Below are 16,569 nucleotides of genomic sequence, written 5' to 3'. Positions count from 1 at the left end.
ACCGCATAGTAACGGTTGCTATAAACTTGTATTAGGATGCTTCAATTGCCATTTTTCCACCAAGATATTCGCAATCAATAAGTTTTTGCATGCTGTCAAACGGTACCTTCGATTTTTTATAACCATATACTTTTTCCAAATCGGCACTTAAATAATCGTCATCCACATTAACCTGAATATCGGACATTTTAAACTGACAAGGATGCTCATAGCCTGATGCATGCGTAATCTCTAGAAATTCTTTTCTAAAAGTTTTAAAGTACTGTGCCAGTCTATCAGACTTTAAGGGAACATCAATTCCATTTTGAAGCCATTTGCTTTGTGTCGCTACTCCAGCTGGACATCTATTGGTATGACAAACCTGCGCTTGAATACATCCGATACTCATCATAGCTTCGCGTGCTACATTGATGCAATCCACTCCCATTGCAAATGCCATGGCCGCTTTTGCTGGAAAACCAAGTTTACCACTACCTATGAAAACGATTCTTTCCGTAAGGTTTCTATCCTTGAATAGTTTGTAAATAGAGGCAAATCCATATACCCAAGGTAAAGATACGTGGTCGGCAAAGCTTGGTGGGGCAGCACCCGTGCCACCTTCACCACCATCAATCGTAATGAAATCTGGTCCTTTGCCCGTCGTCTTCATTAAATCTGCCAAATCTTCCCATTGATTTAGTTTTCCTATTGCGGCTTTGATTCCCACAGGCAATCCGGTCTGTTCTGCTATGTCTTCTATGAGGTTCAAAAGTTCAGGAATAGAACTAAATGCTTTGTGAGTAGCAGGGGAGAGCACGTCTTTTCCAACTTCCACACCACGAATTTCAGCTATTTCCGGTGTAATTTTAGCACCCGGCAGCACACCACCTTTTCCTGGTTTGGCACCTTGTGATAATTTTATTTCAATAGCTTTTATACAAGGATTTTCATCTACCAAGATTTTCATTTTTTCCATGGAAAAATTCCCGTTTTTGGAACGAACGCCAAAATATCCGGTTCCAAAATGAAAGACAACATCACCTCCTTGTTTATGATATGGTGATAATCCACCTTCGCCAGTATTATGATATGCATGACATTTTTCTACCCCTTTGTTCATGGCTTCTACGGCAGCTGCTGACAAAGAGCCAAAGCTCATCGCAGAAATATTGATGACCGAACTTGGCCGATAGGGTTTTCTTCTTTTATTATAAGCCCCTATGACCTTGGCACAAGGTAAAAAATATGGATTCTCTTTATTGGGATGATTTTCTGCAATCTGATACCCCATTAGGGCATTTTTTATGAAAATATGCTGATGGGAATAAATATCCCTATCTGTCCCAAAACCTTCGTAGTTGTTCTCTTTTTTCGCAGAGGCATAAATCCAACCACGTTCTATTCTATTAAAAGGTAGCTCTTCTCGGTTATTTGCCACGAAATATTGCCGCATTTCAGGACCAATACTTTCAAGCCAATACCGCAGGTGACCAACAACAGGATAATTATGACTTATAGTATGTGATTTCTGAAAAAAGATATCACGTAGTGCCACCAAAAAAAGGAATATCAATACCCATAGCCACCATTGAATACCTGCTAAAAAATCAAGAATAACCTCCATTTATAAATTTAGGTAGTCCAATGCTAACTGTGTCATTGTCTTTACGCCCAAAAGCAATCCGCTATCATCAATCTTAAAATCTGGAGTATGGTGCGGATAGGATTCCGTGGTTCCAGGTGTCATACCTCCAAGGAAAAAATAAAACCCCGGAACTTTTTCCTGAAAATAACTAAAATCTTCAGCCCCTGTAATCGCTTTATGAATAGAAACGTTTGCCTTGCCAGCAATTTTTTCAAGGGTAGGGGCCATTTTGGCCGTCAAATCCAAATCATTATAAGTAATAGCAGTTGAAGTTTGAATATCGATTGTTGCTTCGCCACCATAAACTTTCGCGATGGCAGGAACCATTTCTTCCATGCGTTTATTGATGAACTTTTGCATATCGTAATCCAATGTTCGTATAGTTCCGATCATTTCGGCACTTTCAGGAATGATATTGGAACGCACACCACTAGTAATTTTGCCCACAGAAATAACCGCGGCCTCATTGATTAATTCCGTTTCTCTACTGATGATGGTCTGTAACCCATCAATGATTTTAGCACTGATCAAGATTGGGTCAACTCCACCCCATGGTTGCGAGCCGTGAGTCTGTTTTCCTTTTACATTGATTACAAAGCGTTGGGCGGATGCCATGCTTCCCCCTGGTTTGTATTTTACGGTACCAACTGGGGTTTGGGAGTTGATATGAAGTCCAAAAATTGCATCAACATTGGGATTTGTAAGTACGCCTTCTTTCACCATCAACAGTGCCCCGCCTTCTTCTCCTGGTGGCGGACCTTCTTCTGCGGGTTGAAAGATGAGCTTTACCGTACCTTTTATTTTGTCCTTGTTTTTGGAGAGTATTTCGGCAACACCCATTAAAATGGCAACATGTGTATCATGCCCACAGGCATGCATAACTCCAACACTTTTTCCCAAAAATTCGGATTTTACGGTTGATTTGTAGGGCAAGTCGTTTCGCTCGGTAACCGGTAATGCATCAATATCTGCTCTTAATGCAACGACTTTTCCATCTTGGTCGCCTTTTAACAACCCAACCACTCCGGTCTTTGCAACACCTGTTTGGACCTCAATTCCCAATGACTTTAAATGTTTTGCAATCTTTTCTGCTGTTTTAAACTCGCGATTGCTCAATTCGGGGTTTTGATGTATGTCCCGTCTCCATTCGATGACCTTGTCTTCAATGGCGGCATAGTCCTTTTCAAGATTTGGGCCTTGTGCCCAAATTGAGATGCTGGTAAGCAGCAATACGAGAGTGAAAATTTTGTTCATGTATAGTCAATTTAAAATTTTATAAGTTGATATCCATTGTTTTGCAATTGAATTAGTGCTGTCATGGCAGATAGTGCGATTTTAACATCGGGTATCAGTTCTTCTTTGGGAAAGTTACGGGATTTTGAAGACTGCCCGCAATAGATTATCTCCACTCCTGCATCCATCAAACTTTTGACCATGTTATAATTTGGATTGTCGACTCCATATTTTGCGTTATAGGCTTCATTGTGGGTAATGTCCTTAGATGCCTTATTGTGAACCACCAAGGCTACTTTTAATTGTTCTACGTGTACTCCTCCTTGGGCGTGCATGTTCAGAAACCGAGCTGCAGTTTCAATGGTCCTATTAATTTCTGAATGGGATTCAGGACTGTTCATGATATCAAAAACGACCTTAAATTCCTGATTGACATCGGTCTTAAAATCAGGATTTTTGATTTCCCAGACCTTCCCATAATTCTCAATCACAGGACCTGCCTTTTTTTCTTGTGAAATTGCATATGTGGAAATTATAATAAAGAGCATGGCGGGTATCAATTTTAAATTCATGGATGTGAGGTGTTTTAGTTCTTAAATATATTCAAATTCGATTTAAAAAAATATTTTCGTGTTTATAAGTATTGAAAGTATGTTTTTAGGATAAAACCATTATTGGCTAATTTCACAGTTACTTTTAAAATTTTGCTGTTTGAGTACTTTTTTGGATGAATTGAACGATGCGCAACGCGCCCCTGTATTGCACAAGGATGGTCCTTTAATGGTCATTGCAGGTGCAGGCTCGGGAAAAACTCGGGTCTTAACCTACAGGATTGCCCATTTGATGGAGCAAGGTGTAGATTCCTTCAATATTCTGGCCTTGACCTTTACGAACAAGGCCGCCAAAGAAATGAAAAAACGGATTGCCACTATTGTTGGAAACTCCGAAGCAAAAAACCTTTGGATGGGAACTTTCCATTCTGTTTTTGCAAAACTGCTCCGTTTTGATGGCGATAAACTTGGCTTTCCCAGCAATTTTACCATCTACGACACCCAAGATTCACAGCGATTGATTGCCTCCATCATCAAGGAAATGGGGCTGGATAAGGATATTTACAAATACAAACAGATACAGAACAGAATATCGTCGTACAAGAATAGCTTGATTACGGTAAAAGCTTATTTTCAGAATCCAGAATTGGTAGAAGCGGATGCTATGGCCAAAAGACCCAGGCTAGGGGAGATTTATCAAAACTATGTAGAACGTTGTTTTAAGGCCGGCGCCATGGATTTTGATGATTTATTATTGCGTACCAACGAATTACTGACCCGTTTTCCGGAGGTATTGATGAAATACCAAGACCGGTTCAGGTATATTTTAGTTGATGAGTACCAAGATACCAACCATTCCCAGTACTTAATAGTTAAAGCACTTTCTGATCGTTATCAAAACATATGTGTGGTTGGGGACGATGCGCAGAGTATTTACTCGTTTAGGGGAGCCAACATCAGTAACATCCTTAATTTTCAAAGGGATTATGATGATGTTGCCGTCTACAGGTTGGAACAAAACTATAGATCTACGAAGAACATTGTAAATGCTGCAAATTCCATTATTGCCAAGAACAAGAATCAATTGGAAAAGGTGGTCTGGACCTCTAATGATGAGGGCAACCAGATAAAGATTCATCGAAGTCCTACAGATGCTGAAGAGGGTAGGTATGTTGCTGCTTCTATTTTTGAAAGCAAGATGCAGCAACAGATGCAAAATGGGGAATTTGCGGTTTTGTACAGAACCAACTCACAGTCCAGGGCCATTGAAGATGCCCTCCGTAAACGAGACATTCCCTATAGAATTTACGGCGGACTTTCTTTTTATCAACGCAAAGAGATTAAGGATGTTCTTGCCTATTTACGTATCATAATCAATCCCAAGGATGAGGAAGCGCTAAAGCGTATCATCAACTTTCCTGCAAGGGGTATTGGTCAAACGACTATTGATAAACTTCAGGTCGCCGCAAATCATTATGGGCGTTCTATTTTTGAAGTAATGGAACATTTGGAAAAACTCAATTTAAACATCAATAGTGGAACCAAACGAAAACTAGGTGACTTTGTAACCATGGTCAAAAGTTTTCAGATTATGAACGAGGGAGCTGATGCGTTTACCCTTGCGGAACATGTCGCCAAGAAAACCGGATTGCTATTAGAGTTTAAAAAAGACGGTACTCCCGAAGGTATTGCCAAAATGGAGAACATTGAAGAGCTTTTAAACGGGATCAAAGATTTTGTTGAAGGTCAAAAAGAATTGGTAGATGCCACAGGTGGTTTGTCCGAGTTTTTAGAGGATGTTGCCCTTGCTACCGATATGGACAAGGATGTTGGTGATGATGACCGTGTTGCCCTTATGACCATTCACTTAGCGAAAGGATTGGAGTTCCCCTACGTGTACATTGTTGGAATGGAAGAGGATTTGTTTCCATCTGCAATGAGCATGAATACCAGGAGTGAACTTGAGGAGGAACGGCGTTTATTTTATGTGGCTTTGACACGGGCCGAAAAACAAGCTTTTCTTACATATACGCAAAACAGATACCGTTGGGGAAAGCTCATTGATGCGGAACCGAGCCGTTTTTTGGAAGAGATAGATGAGCAATATGTGGAAAACCTAGTACCAGTGAACGATGGATATCGCTACAGATCAATGATCGATTCCAATATATTTGGTGAAGTGGACAAAAGCAAGCTTCGGCAACTAAAGCCTAAGAATGGAACACCGCCAAGTGTCCAAAAACCGAATGAAAACCAATTACGAAAGCTTAGGAAACTAAAACCAGAGCTGTCATCGCCAGCAAATAACACCAATAGTATAGATGTTAACCTAGCAGAGGGTTCTATGGTAAACCATACGCGTTTTGGTAGGGGAAAAGTCCTAAAGATTGAAGGTGTTGGAAATGATAGAAAAGCGGAAATTAAGTTTGAGAAGGGGGACGTTAAAAAACTTTTGCTCAGGTTTGCCAAGCTTGAAATAATCAAATAACACTAAAAAGCTAAGACACCCTAAGGATACTTTCTCTTGTGAGTTTTGTTGGTACTGTAAACGAAAACATACTTCCAGAATTGATTTTGGATTTTATTTGTACGGTTCCGTTGTTTCTTTTTATAAAATCCTTACAGATAGCAAAGCCAAGTCCCGTACCTTCTTCATTGTCAGTTCCTTTGGTAGTCGAGTTTTCTTTGGTAGAATTAAGTAAGGCTTCTTTTTGTTCTTCCGTCATGCCAATGCCAGTATCATTAACCTGAATTTCCAAATGATCTCCATGCTCTAATGCAGCTATTGTTATGGTGTCCCCACTTTTAGTAAACTTTAATGCATTGGAGAGGAGATTTCTTATAACGAAGTCTATCATGTTTTTATCGGCATACACGTTGGACAGCTCTGTTGCCGTGTAATCAATTCTAATATTTTTTCTATGGGCGTTCTCTTTGAACAAGGTCACGTTCTTTTCGATAACAGGATTGATATCGAACATCCTTTTAGAGATTTGGTGATCGTTCATCTGTGTTTTTGCCCAATTCAATAAGTTGTCCAATAAAAGTTGAAGGTTCTGGGAAGCATCAGATAAATATTTTACGAACATTTCTTTTTCTTGGTCGTTCATTTCACCTTTATCTTCATTAAGAATATTGGCTAGGGAAAGCACGTTTCCGGTATGTCCCCTTAAATCGTGAGAAATGATGGAGAAAAATTTATCTTTTATTCTTGACGCTTCTTTGAGTTCGTTTTCAGATTCTACCAATTTAACGTTCAAACTACTTAAGGATTTGTTTTTTTCGCTTAGGCTCAGAATTTGTTGGCGTATTTTGTTTACGAGGCCATTATAGGTACCTGTTAGTTTATCGATTTCATCGATTTTAATGCTCCTGTTTTTGTGTATTTGCCCCTCAAAATTGTTTTGGACAATGGAGTCCATATCCGATATGAGGTTTTTTATAGGATTGGCAATATGACCTGAGAAAATAAATGCTGAGAGAATAGCAAACAACACTGTAATTGAAAAGAACAGTACCAGATATGATTTGATAGTGTCTATCATGACTTCTGAGTCTGAGTCAACGATACTGTACAAAGTACTCACCTTGTCATTGAGTTGGGAATGAATTGTTTGAATTTCTTTTATAAGTCCTGTATTGATATCACCTATCTCTTTTTCAAAAGCGACTACTTGGTTAAAGTTTTTTTGGTAGCCTTTTAATGAAGTAATGGTTTCCAAATCTGCTTTAGCATTGGATTCTAAACGATTCAAAATTGTATTGATAAATGAATTAAGCTCTTTGGCGTATACATAGTCCTTTCTTAAGAAAAAATCTTTTTCTCTTCTACGCATTTGAAGGATTTCCGCTAAAGTAATTCCTTTTGTACCTGTTTCCAGTTTATGGATATGCTGGCGCATTTTCCCAATAACACCAAAGTTTTTGAATCCTCTTTTTTTGATCAGTGTTATTGCCTCAATAATCTTAGAATCTAGGTTATCGATATCTTCCGAGATTCGACCCAATCTTTTATCGACTATGATATTTGAATTGCTTTTGGCTATCTGGATATCGTTCAGGGCTTTTTTAGCGTTGGTTATGTAATGATGGTACTGTTCTGTAGATTGTGTGGATTTTTCAATGTAGAACGAATCCTGTTTTGCATCAAAATCTAGAATATGAAAAAATTCATTATCTGCTTTGAGCCGATTGCCATCAAAAAGTGCAATACTTTCCCTGAAAGATTTTGCATTGTCAATTTTCTTTAGACTGTTGAATGCAAAAAGCAGAAAAGGACCTATGAGGATGAAAAGCATAAAAAATGCTATTAGTACTCTGCCTCTAATGGTGTTCATTGTCAATTTTTAGAAAAACATCCTATGAACTCTTAAACGAAGATTTTAATGGGATAGTATTTGAAAAGCGCTACTATGACATTCAATCAACCGTTGATAATCCGTAACATGTTGAGGTATGTTATTGTTCATATCCGCATAATATCAAGTCCATGGATTCCACTACTGGATTTAGGTTAGTATATTGAAATCCATACACTCTATATAACATAGCATATTCCCCATATTCCTTAACGCAGTCGACAGTTTCATTGTGATTTTTTATTCTATTCGGCACCAATTCTTTGAAAATCAGTTTATTTTCTTTGATAATCGCTGCTGATATATACTTGGTAAGTATTGTTCTTTCACTCAAATCATAAATATGTATGGGCCAGTTTTCAACTACCCCGGCACCTTCAAAAAATAGATAGTTTCCTTTTTTTCCAATAAGCGATATTGCTGGATCATTGATAGTGATGCGAATAGTGTCTGCTTCGTACATACTCACGCTAATACCTGAAAAAGTGTTATTTATAACCTGTTCGATTGAAACTTTAAGTTCATTTTCAAAAGTAAAGGTTGTAGTATGTCCTACCTTGTCATTTACCAGTGGAAACTCTGACCCATTGATAAAATTAAAGGTATTGGAACGTTCAAAACTGTCGTTGGTGTAGGTGACATTTGCTTTATTGCCTAAATGTTTTCGCTCAAAATCAGTATCGTTGAATTCCAAAGGATGGTACACCACTTTTTCTCCCCAGATTTCTGGTTGTAAGATTAGGGAACCATCTTTTTCTATGCTGAAGTCCATTTGTGCTTCAAAATCTAAATTTTCAAGCTGATAATGAGAAGTTAAGGAACTCTTGTTATCTGGAAATAAAGATTCTGGTTGAAAAATACCTTCTTCATTCGAAAAGGCATCAATCTGATAGTAGTACTCGTAATCTGATGATTTTCCCCAACCATGAAAAAGATATACGGGCTTCTGCTGATTAATTTTTATGTTATAGATTTCATTGTAGGTAATTGAGTTTTCATTAAGATAAGTATGTACGACACTATCATTTTTTATATGTAGCACTATACTCTTAAAATCACCCATAGAATCTCCCAATCTCGTATTCCATGAGAAGACCCCTATTTTCTTATCATCGGACAATGCAAAGACATAACTATGTTTTTTTAGATAGTTGAATCTATTGATTTCTTCAAGAAAGGATTGTGTTGTGATTTTTTTAATCGTAGTACTAATATCCTTATTGATAGAAGCAGCCAAATCATTAAAGTCCGAGGCTTTTTGATCAATATTCCATAAGTCTTCAAACTGTTGATCAAGAATATAGATGATATCTTTTCCTCGCTCAGGAACGGAAGTTAGACTATAAAGCTTGTCAGACTTGCCATATTCTTTACAATTGGTCAAAACCAGTAATAAGAGGAGAGGTATTATTTTGGTGAATTTATTAAATGCCATAATTGATGTCCATTATCTTAGAAATTGTAGTAAAAATGAAACTTTTGGAGAAAGTGTCTTAGGCAAAATGGACCGATGCCCTATATCATTTGATAGATGAGCGGATTGAAGGCATAAGATTCGTTTACAACCAACATTTGAAGGTTTACTGTACTTTTTGATTTTAATCTTGTTACTTTGTATAACACGGCTTAAAATTTCTTTTTAAAAAATGGCAGAGCTTATTAAACTTTTTGAAGAGAACCCCAACCCGAGACAGGTTTCGAAAATCGGAAGCGTGTTGCGAAAGGGAGGACTTATCATATATCCCACGGATACGGTTTATGGGTTAGGGTGCGACATTACAAATTCAAAGGCCTTAGAAAAGGTCGCCAGAATAAAGGGTGTAAAACTGGCAAAGGCCAACTGGTCGTTTGTTTGTGCGGATTTAAGCAATCTTTCGGACTATGTTCGCCAAATAGATACCTCCACTTTTAAAATATTGAAAAGGGCATTACCAGGCCCGTATACCTTTATTCTTCCGGGAAACAACAATCTCCCAAAAGATTTTAAAAAGAAGAAAACTGTAGGGATTCGTGTTCCGGATAATGCTATTGTAAATGCTTTGGTAACAGAATTGGGTAATCCTATTGTATCTACCTCTATCCATGATGAAGATGATATTCTTGAATATACTACAGACCCTGAGTTAATCTATGAAAAATGGAAGAACCTTGTGGACATTGTTGTAGATGGAGGATATGGTGGAAACATTGCATCCACTGTGATAGATCTGGCTACAGGGTATCCGGAAGTGGTAAGGGAGGGAAAAGGAAGTTTGGATATTTTATAATCAGGATTATTATTAAAAACAAAAAGCGGCCATTGGCCGCTTTTATATTTTTATACTTATAACTTTTTTAGTTTCCAGATCCACCAATCGCAGGATCTTTCATTCCTTCTTCGATCATGCTATAGAACTGATCGATTTTTGGAAGTACAACAATTCGTGTTCTTCTGTTTTTAGCTCTATCGGCAGAACTGTCATTAGATACCAAAGGAACGTAGTAACTTCTGCCAGCAGCGGTCATACGCTTAGGATCAACATTAAACTCGTTCTGTAGAATACGTACTATGGATGTAGCTCGTTTTGCACTCAAATCCCAGTTGTCCTGTAAAACACCTTTTGAAAAAGGTACGTTATCGGTGTGTCCTTCAACCAAGAATTCAAAATCTGGCTTGTTGTTTACGACTTTAGCTACTTTGCCCAATACTGCTTTTGCTGCTGAAGTTACATTGTAGCTTCCGCTTCTGAATAATAATTTATCGGAGATTGAAACGAAGACAACACCTTTTTCAACACTTACTTCGATGTCCTCGTCATCCAAATTGCCCAAAACTCCTTTTAGACTTTGTACAAGGGAAAGATTTACGGAATCCCTTCTTGTTACGGCGTCTTGTAACTTTCTGATGGTCAAATCTTTCTCCTGTAAACTTTCCAAGGACTTTTCAAGGTTTTCTGCACCTTTAGTAGTAAGCGTTGTTAAGTTACCCATATTGTTGATCAACTCTTGATTGTTCGCTTTTAAGAAAGCGTTTTGATCTTCGAGGGTTTTTAGTTTTGATGATGCTGTGGCTTTTTCCTCCAAGCAATCGTTTAATTTTACTGTTGCTGAATTCAATAAATCTTGAGTTTCCTGTTGTTGGGCCTCTAGTTCAGCATATTTTTTCTGTGATACACATGAAGACAATACTATTGCCATCGCGAATGTTCCTAAAAAGACTTTTTTCATAATACTGTTTGTATATATTAGGGATTATTAGTTATTAATGTTCAAAACATCAGCAAAATTATATAAAAAGGAAATTTTAAAAATTTCGCTATCGTTAATCTTTTACTAAAATGTTAAAATTCTTTATGTGATGTACGAAGTGAGACCATACTATGGATGTAGTCGAATGATATTTTAATATAAAATTAGCTTTTTCCCTTTTTTTGTACATCTTCCTAAAGTTACTGTAAAAACTTAAATGCGCCTTTAGAATTGCAAAACAATGCTCCCACTTTAACTGAAGAACAAAGCGTAGCGCAGCTATTCCGTCCAAGACTAATCGTATAAAAATTAGCAGCAATGCTTTTCTGCGAGGGAGGTTTTTGGTAATAGAATATAAAGAGTTCCTAAAATTTAAAAAAGTTTTTTTTGGATTCATGTTGGCTAAAGTGGAACCGCCCAAATGGTATACATGGCTTTTTCCAACATAAAATACCTTATGTCCCGAGTTTTTGGCTCTCCAGCAAAGATCAATTTCTTCTTGATGTGCAAAGTAATCCTCATCAAACCCACTGAGCGAATTAAAAACGTCGCTTCTTATGAACATACATGCCCCTGTTGCCCAAAAGACCTCTTTAATGTCATTATATTGTCCTTTATCCTTTTCAAGCGCCTGAAATATCCTCCCACGACAGAATGGATATCCTAGCCTATCTATAAAGCCACCTGCCGCACCGGCATACTCAAAATAATCTTTACGATTCAGGTCCAGGATTTTAGGTTGTACAATAGCGGCTTCAGGAGTGGTATGAAACATTTCTAAGATAGGTTCCAACCAATTAGGGGTCACTTCAACATCAGAATTAAGAAGACAAAAAATATCGGCCTCTATATGTTTTAGCCCATCATTATACCCTTTTGCAAACCCGCCATTTGCTGTATTCTCGACTATGCCAACGTTAGGAAAATTGGTTTTAAGAAAAGTAACGGAACTGTCAGAACTGGCATTGTCAACTACATAAATACTTGCCCCATTTGAGTGGGCAATAACAGAGGGCAAGAATTTTTTGAGCAAAGACTCTCCGTTCCAATTTAGTATGACAACTGCAATCTTCAAAACGGCAGCAAATTAACGGCTAAAATCAGGAATTTCCTTTAAAAACCTATATTTTTCATTTATCAAGTCCATTTCGCAGTAATAATGATCAATTCCGTTACTGAGCATCAAGTAATTAGCTTCCAATAAATAATTGTACTGCGCAATTTGGTTGAATGTGGTTTGATTTAGCATAACTGTTGGTGCCTTACATTCCACTAATAAAAAGATTTCTCCGTTAGGTTTAAAAACTACAATATCATAGCGTTTTTTTAAATTGTTAACTATCAACTGCTTCTCTACATTGATAAGGCTCTTTGGATACTTTTTAGTATTCGATAAAAAATGGATTACATGTTGTCTTACCCATTCTTCTGGCTGCAAAAGCACAAACTTTTTACGTATCACATCAAAAATATAGAGGCTATTTTCGCTACTTTTGATTCTAAATGGATACTTGGGAAAGTTCAATGCTTGCATTGGACAAATTTGATGATTTTTTCTGAATGGACAGGGTTAAACAAATTGTTGCGGATATAAAAAATGGAATTCCAAAACCCGTTTATTTTTTAATGGGGGATGAGCCATACTATATAGATAAGATTTCTCAGTACGTCGCAGACCATGTCCTAACCGAGGATGAGAAGGGGTTTAACCAAATGGTGCTTTATGGACGCGATACAAGTGTGGACGAGGTAGTTGCCAATGCCAAACGTTTTCCCATGATGTCTCAATACCAAGTGGTAATAGTAAAGGAAGCGCAACATCTTTCTAGAACCATCGAAAATTTTATTACCTATGTTGATAACCCGCAGCCCACAACCATACTGGTAATTTGTTACAAATACAAAAAGCTGGATAAACGAAAAAAGCTCTACAAGGCCATTCAAAAAAGTGGAGAACTTTTTGAAAGCAAAAAGCTGTATGAAAATCAGGTTTCTGAATGGATACGGAGAACTTTGAGCGGAAAAAAGTATAAGATTGCTCCGAAAGCAGCTATGTTACTTGTTGAGTTTTTAGGAGCAGATCTTAGTAAAATAGCTAATGAACTCGACAAATTAGCAATAGTGGTACCTCCAGAAAAAGAGATAACCCCAGATTTGATAGAGAAACACATAGGTATAAGTAAGGACTTCAATAATTTTGAGCTTAAAAAAGCTATTGGGGAGCGTAATGTAGGTAAGGCAACACGTATTATCAATTACTTTTCCCAGAATCCAAAGGATAATCCATTTGTAGTGACCATAACCTTGCTCAATACCTTTTTTACACAGTTGCTACAGTACCATGGACTTAAAGACCATTCACCTGGTAATGTTGCCAAAGTACTTGGTGTTAACCCTTATTTTGTAAATGAGTTTACTGTAGCGGCAAAAAACTATCCAATGAAGCGGGTAAGTGCTGTTATCTCTAGTTTACGGCAGTTAGATCTAAAAGGTAAAGGCGTTGGTGCGAGCAACGTACAACAAGCCAGTCTTCTTAAAGAGCTACTAATTGAAATTATCTAAGATTTACTTTTTATCTATACTGTATTTACCTGGTCCCAACAGAAAAATTACGATAAAAATAGTAGCGTACAGAAGTGCCAACTCTTTTTTGCCAAACGGGTCTGCTCCATGTACAACTAAAGCTGCGACCAACATTGTTATTGCTGCGGGGATTGTTGCCCAACGTGTCTTAAATCCAATGATAATAAGTATAGGACAGAGAAATTCACCGATTACGGTCAAAAATAAAGAGGGAGTCTGACCGATACCGATTGGGTCTGGGAATTCAGTATTGCCAGAAATAAGATTTTGAAATTTTGGTAAGCCGTGCGTAAGCATAAATGCAGACGGGACTACTCTTAAAAGTGCTAGTCCCAAATGTATCAGAATGTTGTTTTTCATTGATGTGGGGAAATAAAATTTTCGTGAAAGTATAAATTATGTCTTAATAGAAACCTAATTATTTATTAAAATATGCTGTCCGAAAAAAATAATGATATTGAAAATGACTTATTTTAAATTAACTTAGGAAAGGAAATTGGGTCAGTTTCGTTCATGATGGCATAGACTTTCTCAAAAATATCTTCTGCATTTGGTTTGGAGAAATAGTCTCCATCGGAAGCATATGCAGGGCGGTGCGCCTTAGCAGTAAGTGTTTGTGGTGCACTGTCCAAAAAGTTGTAACCTCCTTGTTTTTCCAAGATTTCCTGTAAGAGGTATGCTGAACACCCTCCAGGTACATCCTCGTCTATAATCAATAACCTGTTGGTCTTTTTTAAGCTTTTTACAACGTCATGCGAAACATCAAAGGGGAGTAATGACTGCGCATCGATAACCTCTGCATCAATACCGACTTCCAACAATTCTTTCGCGACTTTTTCCACTATCCTTAAGGTTGATCCGTATGAAAGCAATGTAATATCGGTACCTTCTTTTAAAGTTTCGACTTTTCCAACGGGCACACGGAATTCTCCGAGGTTAGAAGGTTTCTTTTCTTTTAGACGATACCCGTTTAGACTTTCAATGACCAAGGCAGGCTCATCACTTTTCATTAAGGTATTGTAAAATCCTGCAGCTTGGGTCATGTTTCTTGGGACCAAAATGTACATACCCCTAAGCAAGTGTACCAGTCCTCCCATTTGTGAACCTGAATGCCAGATACCTTCAAGTCTGTGACCTCGTGTTCTAACGATTAATGGCGCCTTTTGCTTACCAACCGTACGATACATTAGTGTTGCTAAATCATCACTCAATGTTTGCAATGCGTACATGATATAATCCAGATATTGTATCTCAGCAATTGGCCTTAGACCTCTAAGGGCCAGTCCAATACCTTGGCCGATGATTGTGGTTTCCCGGATTCCGGTGTCAGCCACTCTATACGGACCATATTTTTTCTGTAATCCTTCCAGTCCTTGGTTTACATCCCCAATATTCCCAGTATCTTCACCAAATACTAAAGCTTTAGGGTATTTTTCAAATAATTTGTCAAAATTGTCCCTTAGAATGATTCTACCATCTACTTGTTCGGAATCTTCTGTATATTCAGGAGGATTTGCTTCAACACCAAGTACGTTAGTATTTTGTTCGCTATACAGGTGTGAACTATATTTTGGTTGTGCGGAATCTAAAAAATTCTCAACCCATTGCTGTAATTGTAGTTTTTCTGGGGTAGTCTCTCCCAAAAGATAGCGCAGTGCCTTCCTGGACTTGGAAGCTAAATCCTTTTTCAAAGGTTCTTCTATAGCGATAAGGTCATTCTTTATTTTCGCTATAAAGTTTTGATTAGCACTTTTCTCTGCAGCGTTCTCCAATAGTTGCACAAGCTGATTTTTTTCGTTTAGATGAGGCTTAAGAAATTCAATCCAAGCTTCTTTTTTTGCTGCTCTAACGGTCTGCTTGATTTCCCTTTCCAGACTTTTTAAATCTTGCTCTGTGCAAATGTTGTTCTCGAGAATCCAAGCCCTAAATTTTTTATTACAATCGTTTTCACGTTCCCATATCAATCGTTCTTCAGATTTGTAACGTTCGTGAGAACCAGAAGTAGAATGACCTTGAGGCTGCGTAAGCTCGGTAACATGAATCAGTACCGGTACATGGCTTTCCCTAGCAATTTCCGATGCATTTTCGAAAGCGTGAATAAGAGCTGTGTAATCCCAACCTTTTACCTTAAGAATTTCATAGCCTTCGTTCTTATCATCACGTTGTAAACCCTTAAGTATTTCTGAAATATCTCCTTTTGTAGTATGGAACTCGGCAGGGACAGAAATCCCATATGCATCGTCCCATATACACATTATCAAGGGTACCTGTAATACGCCTGCAGCATTTATGGTCTCAAAAAAATGACCTTCACTAGTACTTGCATTACCTATGGTCCCCCAAGCAACTTCATTTCCATTATTGGAAAAGTTGGTTTGATCAATATCCTTTACATTGCGATAGATTTTGGAAGCTTGTGCCAACCCCAATAATCTGGGCATTTGACCAGCAGTACAGGAGATATCAGCACTACTGTTTTTCTGTTTTGTCAGGTCTTTCCATTCACCGTTTTCATCTAGACTATGGGTGGTAAAATGCCCTCCCATTTGTCGCCCGGCACTCATGGGTTCTTTTTGTATATCGGTTGTTGCATAAAGGCCATGGAAAAACTCTTTCGGGCTTAAATAACCTAACGCCATCATAAACGTTTGGTCACGGTAGTAGCCACTTCTAAAATCTCCATCTTCAAAAGCCCGGGCCATAGCTAGTTGTGGTAACTCCTTACCATCACCAAAAATCCCGAACTTTGCTTTTCCAGAAAGTACTTCGCGTCTTCCCAACAAACTACATTCCCTGCTTGTCACAGCAATTTGATAATCCTTTATAATTTGAGATTGAAAGTCATCGAAAGAAATATCGCTGCTTGTTGAGGATTCTGGTTTCATATAGGATTGAAGATTTTGTGCAAAATTACTAAAATTCAAGGAAATTAGCAACGAGGAGAGCTGTTAATAAAATGCTATTTTGATACTTAAATGTTATTATATTTAAA

At 37.8% G+C, this 16,569-nt stretch carries 13 protein-coding genes; 3 read left to right on the top strand and 10 right to left on the bottom strand.

Features of this window, described 5'->3' with window-relative positions; all coding sequences use genetic code 11:
- Positions 1-31 precede the first annotated feature (31 nt).
- From KIM67_RS17010 to KIM67_RS17000, 3 genes are read right to left on the bottom strand one after another with little or no spacing between them, the layout of a single operon-like run.
- Positions 32-1,603 carry an FMN-binding glutamate synthase family protein gene (locus KIM67_RS17010; RefSeq protein WP_213832757.1) on the bottom strand — a complete coding sequence of 524 codons (1,572 nt, stop codon included), beginning with the start codon at positions 1,601-1,603 and terminating at the stop codon, positions 32-34.
- A complete protein-coding gene (locus tag KIM67_RS17005; protein ID WP_213832756.1) occupies positions 1,604-2,878 on the bottom strand; it encodes an amidohydrolase in 1,275 nt (424 codons plus the stop codon).
- An 11-nt stretch (positions 2,879-2,889) separates the two neighbouring features.
- The gene (locus KIM67_RS17000; protein ID WP_213832755.1) at positions 2,890-3,429 is read right to left on the bottom strand and encodes a DsrE family protein; all 540 of its coding nucleotides are present in this window, start codon (positions 3,427-3,429) and stop codon (positions 2,890-2,892) included.
- A 139-nt stretch (positions 3,430-3,568) separates the two neighbouring features.
- Between KIM67_RS17000 and KIM67_RS16995 the strand changes: the two genes are divergently transcribed.
- Complete coding sequence (locus tag KIM67_RS16995) at positions 3,569-5,896, top strand: ATP-dependent helicase (protein ID WP_213832754.1); 2,328 nt, start codon at positions 3,569-3,571, stop codon at positions 5,894-5,896.
- Positions 5,897-5,906: 10 nt separating this feature from the next.
- Here KIM67_RS16995 and KIM67_RS16990 read toward each other — a convergent pair whose 3' ends face one another.
- Positions 5,907-7,745, bottom strand: coding sequence for a HAMP domain-containing sensor histidine kinase (locus KIM67_RS16990; RefSeq protein WP_213832753.1), 1,839 nt, complete (start codon positions 7,743-7,745; stop codon positions 5,907-5,909).
- Between the two features lie 121 nt (positions 7,746-7,866).
- Positions 7,867-9,201 (bottom strand): peptidoglycan amidohydrolase family protein, encoded by a 1,335-nt coding sequence (locus KIM67_RS16985; RefSeq protein WP_213832752.1) that lies wholly within the window; start codon positions 9,199-9,201, stop codon positions 7,867-7,869.
- 211 nt (positions 9,202-9,412) lie between these two features.
- Here KIM67_RS16985 and KIM67_RS16980 point away from each other — a divergent pair, with 211 nt between their 5' ends.
- Positions 9,413-10,033, top strand: a complete 621-nt coding sequence (locus KIM67_RS16980; RefSeq protein WP_213832751.1) for an L-threonylcarbamoyladenylate synthase — start codon at positions 9,413-9,415, stop codon at positions 10,031-10,033.
- Positions 10,034-10,100: 67 nt separating this feature from the next.
- Here KIM67_RS16980 and KIM67_RS16975 read toward each other — a convergent pair whose 3' ends face one another.
- From KIM67_RS16975 to KIM67_RS16965, 3 genes are all read right to left on the bottom strand, one after another.
- Positions 10,101-10,973 carry an OmpA family protein gene (locus KIM67_RS16975; protein ID WP_213832750.1) on the bottom strand — a complete coding sequence of 291 codons (873 nt, stop codon included), beginning with the start codon at positions 10,971-10,973 and terminating at the stop codon, positions 10,101-10,103.
- A 94-nt stretch (positions 10,974-11,067) separates the two neighbouring features.
- Complete coding sequence (locus KIM67_RS16970; protein ID WP_213832749.1) at positions 11,068-12,069, bottom strand: glycosyltransferase family 2 protein; 1,002 nt, start codon at positions 12,067-12,069, stop codon at positions 11,068-11,070.
- 12 nt (positions 12,070-12,081) lie between these two features.
- Positions 12,082-12,528: a type I restriction enzyme HsdR N-terminal domain-containing protein gene (locus KIM67_RS16965; protein ID WP_213832748.1), complete on the bottom strand. Its 447-nt coding sequence runs from the start codon at positions 12,526-12,528 to the stop codon at positions 12,082-12,084.
- Positions 12,529-12,554: 26 nt separating this feature from the next.
- On the opposite strand from KIM67_RS16965, the gene holA reads away from it, so the two are divergent.
- A complete protein-coding gene (gene holA / locus KIM67_RS16960) occupies positions 12,555-13,556 on the top strand; it encodes a DNA polymerase III subunit delta (RefSeq protein WP_213832747.1) in 1,002 nt (333 codons plus the stop codon).
- Positions 13,557-13,559: 3 nt separating this feature from the next.
- Here holA and KIM67_RS16955 read toward each other — a convergent pair whose 3' ends face one another.
- Together KIM67_RS16955 and KIM67_RS16950 are read right to left on the bottom strand one after the other, a co-directional pair.
- Positions 13,560-13,937, bottom strand: a complete 378-nt coding sequence (locus KIM67_RS16955; protein WP_213832746.1) for a DoxX family protein — start codon at positions 13,935-13,937, stop codon at positions 13,560-13,562.
- 113 nt (positions 13,938-14,050) lie between these two features.
- The gene (locus KIM67_RS16950) at positions 14,051-16,462 is read right to left on the bottom strand and encodes a thiamine pyrophosphate-dependent enzyme (protein ID WP_213832745.1); all 2,412 of its coding nucleotides are present in this window, start codon (positions 16,460-16,462) and stop codon (positions 14,051-14,053) included.
- Positions 16,463-16,569 lie beyond the last annotated feature (107 nt).

Source organism: Flagellimonas sp. 389 (assembly GCF_018449435.1).
Lineage (GTDB): Bacteria > Bacteroidota > Bacteroidia > Flavobacteriales > Flavobacteriaceae > Flagellimonas.
Note: the sequence above shows the minus strand (reverse complement) of the source record. Positions and strands in the feature narration are given on the sequence as shown.